Below are 12,028 nucleotides of genomic sequence, written 5' to 3' on the forward strand. Positions count from 1 at the left end.
AGGTAGGTATGACAGGTGATTTCACCGAACATTCAGGCGGGTCAGCGGCCTCCGAACCGCCCGTCACCGACCGGTCCTGTTCGAAGGGACAGGGCGCCGGTGACCGTTGGGTGAGCATGCCCCAGTGCTCGGATCAGTCTTTGCTCCGGAGCCTGTCGCGGCGGCGCTGTCGGCTCCTACTGTCTGGCGAATAACGCTTCGACAAGGAGGTCGTGATGCAGGTCGATGAGCTGCTCAAGCCGTTTCCGATCAAAGAGTTCCACCCGTTCCCCCGAGGGCTTCTGGGCCCCGGATCCCACGAGCTGATCGGACCGGAGGCACGGAAGCTCGGCTTCCGCAAGACCTTGGTGATGACCACCGGTCTACGGGGCACCGACACGGTGCACAAGATCGTGGAGTCGATGAAGTACCACGGTCTGGAGGTGGTGGTCTACGACAAGGTCGAGTCCAACCCCAAGGACTACAACACGATGGACGCCGTCGCGATGTACCAGGAGAACGACTGCGACTCGTTCGTCTCGATCGGTGGCGGGTCGGCCCACGACGCGTGCAAGGGCGCCCGGATCTCCGTGGCGCACGACGGGCGCAACGTCAACGAGTTCGAGGGCTTCAACAAGTCCGAGAACCCCAAGAACCCGCCGCACATCGCCGTGTCCACCACGGCCGGCACCGGATCGGAGACGTCGTGGGCCTATGTCATCACCGACACCACGACCGACCCAGACCAGCCGCACAAGTACGTCGCGTTCGACGACGCCGCCATCACGACGCTCGCCATCGACGACCCGGTGCTCTACTACACCTGTCCGACGGACTACACCGCGCAGTGCGGCTTCGACGTGCTCGCGCACGCCAGCGAGCCGTACGTCTCGCGGCTGGACTTCCCGCCGTCGCTCGGGAGTGCGCTCTACGCCATCAAGCTGACCGGCGAGAACCTGCGCCAGGCGGTCTGGAACGGCGACGATCTCGCCGGGCGACAGGGGATGATGTACGCGCAGTACATCGCCGCCCAGGCCTTCAACTCCGGCGGGCTCGGCATCATCCACTCCATCTCGCACGCGATCAGTGCCTTCTACGACACCCACCACGGGCTCAACAACGCCATCGCGTTGCCGCGCGTCTGGGCGTTCAACATGCCGGCGAACTACAAGCGGTTCGCTGAGATGGCCGTGGCGCTCGGTGTCGACACGCATGGGATGACCGACGTCCAGGCGGCCGATGCCGCACTGGCCGCATCGATCCGGCTGCTGCGCGACGTGGGCATCCCGGAGAAGTTCACCGACGTGACCCAGGACAGCTACTCCAAGAACCGCCTGGGGCAGGGCCCCACCAAGTTCTACGAGAAGACGACGGAGATCTCCGGCGACAAGGACGACGTCGCTCGCATCACCAATCACGTGCTCGGTGACGCCTGCACCCCCGGCAACGCCCGGGAGTGCACGTTCGAGTCGGTCTCCCCGGTCGTCGACCACTGCATGAACGGCGACCTGGACGACCTGCTCGGCTGAGACAAGGACACTCGGCGTGGCACATCCTGAGGTCAGAGGTGTGCCACGCCGGGCTCACATTCCCCAGTGCATCCGCCGGAGAGGACGACGTGGACGACACCAACACCGAGGTACCCGCCTTCGCAGACGTCGAGGACACCAAGGCCAAGCTGCGCGAGGTCGGTTACCTCACCGACGACCGGCTCGCCACCACCGTCTTCCTGCAGACCCGGCTGGAGAAACCGCTGCTGATCGAGGGCCCCGCGGGTGTCGGCAAGACGCAGCTGGCGCAGAGCCTGGCGCTCGCCACGGGCCGGCGGTTGCTGCGGCTGCAGTGCTACGAGGGGCAGGACGAGTCCAAGGCGCTCTACGAGTGGGACTACGGCAAGCAGCTGCTCTACACCCAGATCCTGCGGGAGAAGATCGGGCAGATCGTCGCGGACACCAGCACCATCGGAGAGGCCGTCGATCGCATCTCCGAGCAGGACAGCGTCTTCTTCTCCGAACGGTTCCTGGCACAGCGGCCGCTGCTGGAGGCGCTCACCTCGCCGGAGCCGGTGGTGCTGTTGATCGACGAGGTCGACCGTGCGGACGAGGCGCTCGAGGCCGTCCTCCTGGAGACCCTCGCGGAGTTCCAGATCTCCATCCCGGAGGTCGGCACGATCACCGCCGCGCAGCAGCCGTACGTCGTCCTCACCAGCAACAACTCCCGTGACCTGTCCGCTGCGTTGAAGCGACGCTGTCTGCACCTCTTCCTGGACTACCCGCAGGCCGAGCGCGAGCTGGACATCATCGCGTCCAAGGACACCGGGCTGGAGCCCGCGCTGGCCGAGAGCCTGGTGCACGTCGTGCGCGGGCTGCGCGAGCTGGACCTGCGCAAGGCGCCCAGCGTGAGCGAGACCATCGACTGGGCCCGCACCCTCGCGGTCCTCGGCGCGCAGGAGCTGTCCGCGTCGCTGCTCTCCGAGACGCTGTCCGTGGTGGTGAAGTACGAGCGTGACCTGGAGACGGCGCGCCGGGCACTGCCCCGGTTGATCGACCCGAACGCCGAGGTCCCGGACACGCTGCCTGGTCACGGGCACAGTCACGACCATGGGCACGACCACTCGCACGACCACCCGGACGACGGACACAGCCACCCGGCGTCCGAGGCTGCACCTGCCAAAGACCCCGAAGGGGTGGCGCGGCGGGCCGCCAAGGACCGACCCGGGCGCCACGACGACGGCTACTACGGGTCGACCGGTCCGGCCAAGGCGGGAGCGGCCGGGGTGCGCACCCCGATGCCCGTCCGGCGCAGCACCGTCTCGGCCTCGCGCAAGCGTCCCCTGTAGGCGGCCATGGAAGCCGCACTGCACCGGTTCGTGCGTCTGCTGCGGCTGCACGGGGTCCGCGTCAGCGTCAGTGAGGTCCTCGACGCGATGCGGGCAGCCGCGACACCGGGTCTGCTCGCCGACAGGGAGGCCCTGCGGGACGCCCTTTCGGTGACGCTGATCAAGGACCGGCGCGACCTGCCCACCTTCGAGACGGTCTTCGACGCCTTCTTCTTCCTGCTGCCCGTCCTCGCCAAGGACGAGGAGCACTCCCACGCCCACGACGACCTGTCCGACGAGGGCGACCTGCAGCAGTTCACGCTGTCCCAGGAACCGGGTGACACCCCGTCGCAGGGGCACAGCCACGGTGAGCCCGACGACATCCGCGACTACTTCCGCCCCGAGGACCTGGTGCAGCAGTTCAACCTGCACCAGGAGGCGAACAAGCTCGACATGTCCTCCAGCACCGACGAGGTGGTGCTGTCCAAGGACAAGGTCGACGCGCTGGTGGAGGCCGCCCGCGTACGCCTGTCGGTGCGCCGGCTGCACAACCCCGGTCTGCCCGGCACGATCGCCAAGTCTCCCGGCGTCGAGGTGGACGCCGACCTGTCCGTCGCCCAGGAGATGGCGTTGCTCGGCTGGCTGGCCGACTCCGACCTGCCGGACGGGGCGGACGACGAGGAGGACCTCGACCTGGAGGCGATGCGTCAGAAGCTGGCTCCGCTGCTCGACGGGCTGTCCGAGAGCCTGCGCCGTCACCTGCAGAAGATGCTCGACCTGCAGATCGACATGGAGCAGCGCGAGCACGAGGTCGCGCAGGCCGAGCAGATCGACCAGTGGGAGCGCTTCACGATGGAGCAGTCCCTGCGCCGCATCGTCCGCGGGCTGCACGGCGCGCCGCGCCCGCGGCGCCGGATCTCGTCGACGGGCACGGTCGACGGTGGGCGCACGATGCGCGCCAACATGCGGTACGACGCGATCCCGTTCCGCCCGGTGACCGTGCGCAAGACGCCGGACCGACCCCGGCTCGTGGTGCTCGCCGACGTGTCCCTGTCGGTCCGGTCGACCGCGCAGTTCACGCTGCACCTCGTGCAGGGTCTGGCGTCCCTGGTGTCCTCGGTGCGCAGTTTCGTGTTCGTCGACCAGGTGGCCGAGGTCACCGACATGTTCGACGAACTGCGTCCGGAGGAGGCGCTCACCCGCATCATGGCCGGCCCCGTGGGCGGAGGGCCGATCGACGTCGATGCCGACACCGACTGCGGCAGCGCGTTCTCCACCTTCCTGGAGGAGTACGGCTCGGCCGTGCACTCCCGTACGACGTTCGTGGTGCTGAGCGACGGCCGCGGGAACGGCCACGACCCGGGTCTGCGCGCGTTCGAGGAGCTGACCCGGCGTGCGCGCCACACCATCTGGCTGACGCCGGAGCCGCGGTACTCCTGGGGGCTCGGACGCTGCGACGTGCCGCTCTATGCGGAGTACTGCGACGCCGTGCACGTGGTGCGCGGACTGGACTCCCTCGAATCGTTCTCGCTGGAGCTGGCTCAGGAAGTGCGATGACGGTCGGGACGCTGGGCGGGGCCGACGCGCTCGACCCGTTCCGCCCGCTGCAGGACGGCCGCTATGCCGACGGCACCGTCGACATCGCGCCGGAGGGCCTGCGTCCGGCGCCGGGTGCGCGGCACATCGTGCGCACCCCGCACTTCGACCTGTCGGGGCGTGGGCCCGAGTTGATCGTGCGACACGCCCTCAACGCGGACACGGTCGATGAGGACCTCACCGGTCTGTTGTGGAGCGAGCTGTTCGAGCCCGGCTGGGTGCGCGGTGCCGACTCGTTCGAGCGCATCATGACCGGGGTGGTGCGCACCGTCGCCGCCGACCCGCTCGATGCTTGGACAGCGTTCTACCGCAACACGATCCGACGCCTGGACGAATGCCTCGACGACACGGTGGCCACACGTGGTGACGGATGCGCGCAGGGCATCGAGGGCTACGCCCCTGTCTACGCGCGTGCCCGGACCCTGTGCGAGGGCAGCGGCAGCGTCATCGAGCTCGGGTGCTGCTTCGGTTTCCTGTCCCTGCTGCTGGCGCGGGACGGCGTCGCGGCCGTCGCGTCCGACGTCTCCCCGGGCACCGTCGGACTGCTCTCCGCGGTCGCGGGCCGGCTCGGCCTGGGCATCCGCACCCTTGTCGCCGACGCCACCCACGTGCCGGCCGCCAGCGGGTGCGCGGACACGGTGCTGATGCTGCATCTGCTGGAGCATCTGGACTCCGAGCAGGGGGAGCGCGCCATCACCGAGGCCATCCGACTGGCCCGCGAGCGTGCGGTGATCGCCGTACCCCTGGAGTCCGATGCCAACGAGACGTTCGGGCACGTGCGCACCATCGACCTGGCCGACCTGGACCGATGGGGCCGTTGGACCGGTCGCCCGTACGAGGTCGCGGAGGATCACGGCGGCTGGCTGACCATCGACTGCACCGGCTGAGCTGCCGGTATGCGCGGGCGGGACACGCCCTGCGCCCGGGAGAGTTGGCCGACGAGTCGTTCAGCGTTGCGAGGTCGGGCTGGTGGTGCCGAAGATGTAGGACTGCTCGGTGTAGACAGCCGGTGGTCCCAGGTGGCCGAGCTGGTGTAGCTGTAGAGCGTCACGCCGGCGGAGTCGGCGGTCACGTTCCTCAGGTCGGCAAGAGGGAGTCCGCATGTCAACCGTCCGGTTGTACGACACCATCGGAGCCACGTACACCGTCACCCGGCGCACGGATCCGCGCATCGCCGCGCGCATCTGGGCCGCGCTCGGCGATGCGCGGACCGTGCTCAACGTGGGGGCGGGGACGGGTTGCTACGAGCCCCCGGACCGCGATGTCCTTGCCATCGAGCCCTCGGCGCTCATGCGCTCGCAGCGTCCCCCGCACTCGGCTCCGTGCGTTGCCGGCTCCGCGGAGCACCTGCCGTTCGGTGACGAGACCTTCGACGCCGCGATGGCTGTCTTCACCCTCCACCACTGGCAGGACCCGATCGCCGGCCTGCGCGAGATGCGCCGTGTGGCACGTCGCGTGGTGGTGCTCCTGTTCGACACGAGCGACCCGAGCCTGTTCTGGCTGAACCGTGACTACCTGCCCGAGTTCGCCGCGCTGAGAGCCGTGCGCGTCCTGGCATCCGTGAGCGATCTGGCGGACGCGATCGGGGCCCGGTTGGATCCGGTGGCCATCCCCTGGGACTGCGAGGACGGCTTCCACGAGGCGTACTGGCGCCGGCCCGAGGCCTACCTCGACGAGCGGGTCCGTCGCAACGTGTCGGTGTGGCACGGCGTGGGACCGGACGTCGAACAGCGCGCGGTCCACAGTCTGCGGCGGGATCTGGCCTCAGGCCGATGGGTCGAGCGCAACAGCGAGATCCTCGACCTCGATGCCGCGGAGCTCGGGGCTCGCCTTCTCATCGCCTGAGCGCGCGGGCGCCTACCGACCGTCCGGGTCGGCGATCGGGGTGAGATTGCCCTTGGCGAACCTGAAGACCGTGGTGCACCGGGGGCACCGCACCACCAGACCGGCCTCGCCGTCCCGATGACCCGGGACCACCTTCAGCTGCTCCCCGTCGTCCGGGCACACGAGGTAGTTCACCCGCCGGACCCTAGGCCCTCCGACGGAGTCGATCGACTCAATCCTGGGTGAGGACGATCTTCGCGCGGACGTCGCCGGACTCGCCGGCGCGGTGTGCTTCGGCGACCTCCTGCAGCGGGAATGTGTGCACGGGCGGCACGCGGAACGTGCCCTCGTCGATGAGCCGTAGTGCCAGCGCGATCGCGTAGTCGGCGCGACCAGAGTCGCCGCGGCTGAACCACACGCCGTGTTCGTGTGCACCCGCGAAATCCGCGATCGTCACCACGTGCTCTGAGCCCCCGGCCAGGTCGATCAGCTCCGGCAGGACTTCGCTTCCGGCGACGTCCAGGGCCAGGTCGACCCCGTTCGGGGCGAGCGCGCGCACCCGGCCCGTCATTCCCTCGCCGTACGCGACGGGTTCGGCGCCGAGGTCGCGCAGGTAGCCATGAGACGCAGCGCTGCCGGTGCCGATCACGCGGGCCCCGCGGTGGACGGCGAACTGCACGGCGGCACTGCCGATGCTTCCGGACGCGCCGTTGATCAAGACCGTGCTGCCGCGCGTCACCCCCAATTGATCCAGGGCGCGGGCAGCGGTCTCCACCGTCGACGGCAGCGTGGCGGCATCGACGAAGCTCATCGACGGCGGGATCGCAGCCCATGTCGACAGCACCGCGAACTGGGCCTGGGCCGCGCCGCCACCGCCCATCCCGACGACCTCGTCGCCGAGCTGAACGTCGGTGACACCGCCACCGATCTCGTCGACGACCCCAGCGGCTTCGTACCCGAGGGTCTGTGGGAGTTCCTGATCCATCCGGCCGGATCGTTTCTTCCAGTCGCTCGCGTTGACGCCCGCCGCACGCACTGCGATTCGCACCTCACCGGCGCCCGCGTGGGGCTCGGGCAGGTCGACGATCTCGAGGACCTCGGGGCCGCCGAACCGGCGGAACTGTGCGGCTCTCATGACGCTCGCGATCGCCCGGTGTCCATGTCCGCTACAGAACGCCGCGCTTGCTCGCCTCGTAGACGGCCTCGGTGCGCCGGGACACCCCGAGCTTGCGCAGGATGTTGCCGACGTGGAACTTCGCGGTGGTCTCGGCGACGTAGAGACGGCTGCCGATCTGCCGGTTGGACAGTCCGCGTGCGAGCAGCGCCAGCACCTCGCGTTCGCGCTCGGTGAGCTGATCCGAGGACGGTGTGGGCGCGTTGAGCCCGCGCACCATGGCCGCGGCGCTGTGCGCGTCGAACGCGCTCTTCCCCGCGCCGACGTCGCGGATCGCCCGCAGCAGCGCGGAGGTGTCGACGTCCTTGACCACGTAACCGCGCGCGCCGACACGGACTGCCTGCAGGACGAGCGCGTCGTCGATGAAGGTGGTCAGCACGAGCACGCCGATCCGGGGGTAGGCCGCCGTGAGCTGCTCGCACAGTACGAGCCCCTCGGCCTCGTGGGTCGTCGACAGCTTGAGGTCGAGCAGGACGATGTCCGGGTGCAGGTGGCCGATCACGGCACGCGCCTCGTCGGGGGTGGCCGCCTCGCCGACGACCTCGAGGTCCGGCTCGCGCGACAGCACCGCCCGCAGGCCGTGCCGCACGATGGCGTGGTCGTCGACCAGGACGACGCGCAACGGCGCGCCCGCCGGGGTCGACGTCGCGTCGTCGCCCGACGCCCGCGTGTCCTGCTCCCGGCCTGCGGTGCTGCTCATGACCGCGACCGTACGCGGTGCGAGAGCGCTCGTACGGTCCCGGTGACGAGCATCGTCGGTGTGGCTTGGTCGGTGACGGGCGGCGGATCCAGCAGGTGCCCGATGAGGCCCGGGTCGAGTGCGTCGGGCAACGGGAGCGGCAGCCGCATCTGCACCTCGACGCCACCCATCCGTGACCGGCGGAAGCGCAGGTCGCCACCGGTGGACGTGATGCGGGCGTGCAGGTTGGCCAGGCCGCGGTGGCGACCGTCGCCGGTGGCCGCCATCGTCACCCGGAGCACTCGCCGAAGCTGCGCGGGGTCGCCGTGGCCGTCGTCGGCGACGGACACGATCACCAGGTCGGGGCGGTAGTTCACCCGCACCACGGCGCGGGTGGCGCCCGAATGGACCTTGACGTTGAACAGAGCCTCACCGACCGCACGGGTCAGCTCGTGCCGGACGCTCTCGGGAAGGGCGATCTCCGTGCCGTGCACCCGCAGCCGCACGCTGACCTTGCCGTCGTGCTGGCGCACCAGCTCCGAGAGCAGCTCCGGCAGGCTGCGCACGGTGTCATCGCGGTGCTGGCTCAGCGCGTAGATCGCCTGCCGCAGCTGGTCGACGACGTCACGCGACAGATCCCGCGCCACGCGCAGCTGCTGCCGGATGGGAGCGGTGCTCGCACCGTGCTGCTCCTGCCACTGCGCGGCGTCCCGCTCGGCCAGGTCGACGGTCATTCCCACTGTCAGCACCTGCTGGGCCACCGTGTCGTGAAGCTCGCGGGCGATCCGGTGCCGTTCCTCATCGACGATCAACCACTGGTCCGCGACCACCAGCCGGTCCTGGGCGCGCCGCAGGGCGGCTGTGCGCTCGGCGAGGTCACGTGCCTGTGCCGCCGTCTCGTCGTGCAGCCGTTGAGCGCGCCGGTGCAGGGCGGTGCCGGCCTGGAACTGCTCGGAGGTGTGCAGCGAGACCGCCGCCTGGTTGGCGAGGATGCGCAGCACCGACAGGTCGCCCGGCTCGGGATCGCTCGGGAGGCCGTGCAGCAGCGCGATGCCACCGACCGTGGCTCCCTCCAGGTTCATCGGCACCCGCACCCATCCGCGGGTATCGATGACGGGCGCCTGGTGCCCGGCCCGCAACGAGCCCAGCTCGCGTCGTACGCCGGCCGGAAGCTCCTCGTCCTCCACCACCCGGCGCTCGCTGTCGACCACCACGAAGCGGGGCCGCGCCCCGGGCAGCTGACCGTCCGCGAGGCTCAGCAGCGTCCACTGGGCGCTGAGGTGGGCGCTCGCCGTCCGCGCGACCTCCTCGAGCAGTCCGCGGGGGCCTTCGACGGTCCGCACCAGGGCACGCGAGATGGAGTCCATCGCCCGCACGGCGCGGGCGAGTCGCTCGTCGGACTCGCGGTATTCGCGGTAGTAGGACCGCTTGCCCGAACGCAGACCGGTGAGCGACGCCAGATCCGGACGGCGGGTGTCCAAATCCTCGGCCCGGTGGGGATCGGCGGTCACAGGGCCGCCCGGAACAACGCCCTGATGTCGCCGATGGAGGCACTGCGCGGGTTGGTGGTGAGGCAGGCGTCCTCCAGGGTCGTGCCGGCGAGCCGTTCGCAGTCCTGCTCGGTCACCCCGAGCGCCGACAGGCCCTTCGGTACGCCGACCTGATCGGCGAGCGTCCGCGCCAGGTCGGCGAGCTGGTTGGCGGCCTGCTCGCCGGACCATCCGTGCGTGTCGAGGCCGACCGCCTGCGCCAGCCCGATGAAGCGCTCCGGTGCCGACTGGGCGTTGTAGCGGATCACGTGGGGCAGCAGCACACCGTTGATCACGCCGTGCGGAGCGTCCAGCAGGCCGCCGACCTGGTGGCTCATCGCGTGGGTCGCGCCGAGGATCGCGTTGCTGAAGGCGAGCCCGGCGTTGAGGCTGGCCTCCGCCATCGCCGAGCGCGCCTCCCCGTCGAGGGGATGGTCCATCGTCGTCCGCAGGTGGCCGACCACCTGGCGGACGGCGCACAGGGCGTGCATGTCCGCGAGCGGGTTGTGCGCGAGGGAGACGAAGGCCTCGACCCCGTGAGTGAGGGCATCCAGCCCGGTCGCGGCGTTGAGCCAGTCCGGCATGGTGTGCAGCAGGCGGGGATCGGTGATGGAGATGTCCGGGACCAGCGCGCGGCCCATGATCGTCACCTTCACCGAGCGCCGGGTGTCGGTGACGATGCAGAACTGGGAGACGTCCGCGCCGGTGCCCGATGTCGCGGGGATCATCAGCGTGGGCGGTATCGGCAACAGCACCTGGTCGACGCCGCGGTAGTCCAGGATGTCGCCGCCGTTTCCGGCGAGCACCGCGACTCCTTTGGCGGCGTCGATGCACGAGCCGCCGCCGAGGCCGATGATGACGTCGCCCTCGCGCTCGACGTACGCAGCATGCGCCGCGGCGATCTCGTGGTCCTTGGGGTTGGGGCTGACCTTCTCGTAGACCTGGGGGTCCAGGCCGCTGGCGCGCAGCGCCGTCTCCAGCTCGGCCAGCCAGCCGGCCTCGACGATCCCGTCGTCGGTCACCACGAACGGACGCTTGGCGCCCAGCCGGCCGGCGGCGAAACCGGCCTCACCGAGCGAGCCCGCCCCGAACACGACTTCCGGGGCGTGGAACTTCAACAGCGTCATGTGGCACCTCGTCCGACCGCAGACGCGGCCTTGGTGACCACGGTAACCGGCGAATGTGAGTCAGGACACAGAGTCCTTGACTGTGCATCGACCGGTTGTCAGCGGATAACCGGCGCCGACCCCGGAGACCCGCTGACAACCGAGCGGGGGCGGCTCAGTCAGCGCGATGACCGGTCGGCGTGCGCCTGATCCAACGCGCGCAGGCCCGCGAGTCCTCGCGCCACGGTGGCGGTGTCGCCGGAGCGCAGATCCTGCACGTACTGCTTGAGCAGGGAGGTGGAGACGCCCGCGGCCTGTGCCTGGCGCAGGTTCTGCGGTTGGTCCAGCTGCATGGACAGCACGGCATCGGCCGCGGCTCGCGGATCCGACGGCGCCGCGGTGACCGTGACCCGGGGCGCGGACGCGGTGGAGGTCGGGTCGAGCACGGGACCCACGAGACCGGCGTACGCCTGCTGCCCGGCGCGGTTCGGATGGAAGGAGTCACCGATCGGCAGGCTCAGCCCGTTGATCCACGGCGCGGACGCGCAGGGAGCGTGGCCGGCGAAGCGGGATCGAGGATCGACGAAACCGAACCCGTACGACGCGGCGGTCGTGCGCAGCAGGGCGTCCAGTTCGTCGGTGCCCGCGTCGAGACCGGAGCGGTCCTGGGAGCTGAAGAAGGTGAGCGCGTTGCAGTCCTGATCGCCCAGCACGTGCGGGTATCCGACGACGGTCACCTTCGCGTGCGGGGCGCGGCCGCGAACCTGGGCGAAGAGGGCCCGCAGGCGCCCCGGCAGAAGGGTGCGCAGCGTGCTGCGGCCCGCGCTGATCGCTCCCCGGCAGTCGCTCAGCCACGACGGGCTCGCGCAGGTGAAGAGCACGAACGCGAAGCCGACGTCGTTGCCGCCGATGGTGATCGACACCCGCGACGTGCCGGCACCGAGGGTGGACAGCTGCTCCTCGCCCATCGACGCGGTGGTCGCGCCGCTGCACGCCTGATAGCTGAGCTGCAGGTCGTAGCGCTCGGCCAGAAGGGGCGCCCAACCGTGCGCAGAGCGGTAGCAGACCCCGGTCGACCCGCCGGAGCCCACGCCCGCGGCGTACGAATCACCCAAGGCGACAAAGGAGTTGGTGCCGGTCGCGGTGCCGGTGCCGGGCGCGACCGTAGGCGTGGCGGTGCGCGTGGACGTCGTCGGTGCGGACGGCGTCGTCGACGTGCCGGCGGAGGACGACGGCGCGGACGATCCGCCGGAACAGGCGGCGAGCAGTGCGCCGACGACAGCCACCGCGGCGATCCGGGTGCGGGCGCCCGGTCGCGAGTGC

At 70.3% G+C, this 12,028-nt stretch carries 11 protein-coding genes; 5 read left to right on the plus strand and 6 right to left on the minus strand.

What is annotated here, in order from left to right:
- Window positions 1–215: 215 nt before the first annotated feature.
- The 5 genes from mdo to LVQ62_RS05620 all read left to right on the plus strand — a co-directional run bounded on the left by mdo (window position 216) and on the right by LVQ62_RS05620 (window position 6,238).
- Window positions 216–1,508, plus strand: a complete 1,293-nt coding sequence (gene mdo, locus LVQ62_RS05600; protein ID WP_233766242.1) for an NDMA-dependent methanol dehydrogenase — start codon at window positions 216–218, stop codon at window positions 1,506–1,508.
- 89 nt (window positions 1,509–1,597) lie between these two features.
- Window positions 1,598–2,818, plus strand: coding sequence for a MoxR family ATPase (locus tag LVQ62_RS05605; RefSeq protein ID WP_233766245.1), 1,221 nt, complete (start codon window positions 1,598–1,600; stop codon window positions 2,816–2,818).
- A 6-nt stretch (window positions 2,819–2,824) separates the two neighbouring features.
- Window positions 2,825–4,354: a VWA domain-containing protein gene (locus LVQ62_RS05610; protein WP_233766247.1), complete on the plus strand. Its 1,530-nt coding sequence runs from the start codon at window positions 2,825–2,827 to the stop codon at window positions 4,352–4,354.
- A complete protein-coding gene (mftM, locus tag LVQ62_RS05615; protein WP_233766249.1) occupies window positions 4,351–5,280 on the plus strand; it encodes a mycofactocin oligosaccharide methyltransferase MftM in 930 nt (309 codons plus the stop codon). Before LVQ62_RS05610 ends, mftM begins: the two co-directional genes overlap by 4 nt.
- A 214-nt stretch (window positions 5,281–5,494) precedes the next feature.
- Window positions 5,495–6,238, plus strand: coding sequence for a class I SAM-dependent methyltransferase (locus LVQ62_RS05620; protein ID WP_233766251.1), 744 nt, complete (start codon window positions 5,495–5,497; stop codon window positions 6,236–6,238).
- A gap of 12 nt (window positions 6,239–6,250) precedes the next feature.
- Here the strand turns inward: LVQ62_RS05620 and LVQ62_RS05625 are convergent, their stop codons facing one another.
- The 6 genes from LVQ62_RS05625 to LVQ62_RS05650 all read right to left on the minus strand — a co-directional run bounded on the left by LVQ62_RS05625 (window position 6,251) and on the right by LVQ62_RS05650 (window position 11,991).
- Window positions 6,251–6,412 carry a hypothetical protein gene (locus tag LVQ62_RS05625; RefSeq protein ID WP_233766253.1) on the minus strand — a complete coding sequence of 54 codons (162 nt, stop codon included), beginning with the start codon at window positions 6,410–6,412 and terminating at the stop codon, window positions 6,251–6,253.
- A gap of 37 nt (window positions 6,413–6,449) precedes the next feature.
- Window positions 6,450–7,352, minus strand: coding sequence for an NADP-dependent oxidoreductase (locus LVQ62_RS05630; protein ID WP_233766276.1), 903 nt, complete (start codon window positions 7,350–7,352; stop codon window positions 6,450–6,452).
- A 31-nt stretch (window positions 7,353–7,383) separates the two neighbouring features.
- Window positions 7,384–8,091, minus strand: coding sequence for a response regulator transcription factor (locus tag LVQ62_RS05635; RefSeq protein WP_233766278.1), 708 nt, complete (start codon window positions 8,089–8,091; stop codon window positions 7,384–7,386).
- Complete coding sequence (locus tag LVQ62_RS05640; protein WP_233766280.1) at window positions 8,088–9,581, minus strand: sensor histidine kinase; 1,494 nt, start codon at window positions 9,579–9,581, stop codon at window positions 8,088–8,090. Before LVQ62_RS05640 ends, LVQ62_RS05635 begins: the two co-directional genes overlap by 4 nt.
- Window positions 9,578–10,726 carry an iron-containing alcohol dehydrogenase gene (locus tag LVQ62_RS05645; RefSeq protein WP_233766282.1) on the minus strand — a complete coding sequence of 383 codons (1,149 nt, stop codon included), beginning with the start codon at window positions 10,724–10,726 and terminating at the stop codon, window positions 9,578–9,580. The genes LVQ62_RS05640 and LVQ62_RS05645 overlap by 4 nt, the downstream gene beginning before the upstream one ends.
- 158 nt (window positions 10,727–10,884) lie before the next feature.
- Entirely contained in the window at window positions 10,885–11,991 is a 1,107-nt protein-coding gene (locus LVQ62_RS05650) for an SGNH/GDSL hydrolase family protein (RefSeq protein ID WP_233766284.1), read from the minus strand.
- Window positions 11,992–12,028: the final 37 nt, after the last annotated feature.

The sequence above is a fragment of the Allobranchiibius sp. GilTou73 genome (assembly GCF_021391335.1).
GTDB classification, from domain to species: Bacteria; Actinomycetota; Actinomycetes; order Actinomycetales; family Dermatophilaceae; genus Allobranchiibius; species Allobranchiibius huperziae.

Bases quoted from the DNA above. Each gene is read 5' to 3' on its own strand.
- mdo (WP_233766242.1), top strand. From the start codon at position 216: ATGCAGGTCGATGAGCTGCTCAAGCCGTTTCCGATCAAAGAGTTCCAC.
- LVQ62_RS05610 (WP_233766247.1), top strand. From the start codon at position 2,825: ATGGAAGCCGCACTGCACCGGTTCGTGCGTCTGCTGCGGCTGCACGGG.
- mftM (WP_233766249.1), top strand. From the start codon at position 4,351: ATGACGGTCGGGACGCTGGGCGGGGCCGACGCGCTCGACCCGTTCCGC.
- LVQ62_RS05620 (WP_233766251.1), top strand. From the start codon at position 5,495: ATGTCAACCGTCCGGTTGTACGACACCATCGGAGCCACGTACACCGTC.
- LVQ62_RS05630 (WP_233766276.1), bottom strand. From the start codon at position 7,352: ATGAGAGCCGCACAGTTCCGCCGGTTCGGCGGCCCCGAGGTCCTCGAG.
- LVQ62_RS05635 (WP_233766278.1), bottom strand. From the start codon at position 8,091: ATGAGCAGCACCGCAGGCCGGGAGCAGGACACGCGGGCGTCGGGCGAC.
- LVQ62_RS05645 (WP_233766282.1), bottom strand. From the start codon at position 10,726: ATGACGCTGTTGAAGTTCCACGCCCCGGAAGTCGTGTTCGGGGCGGGC.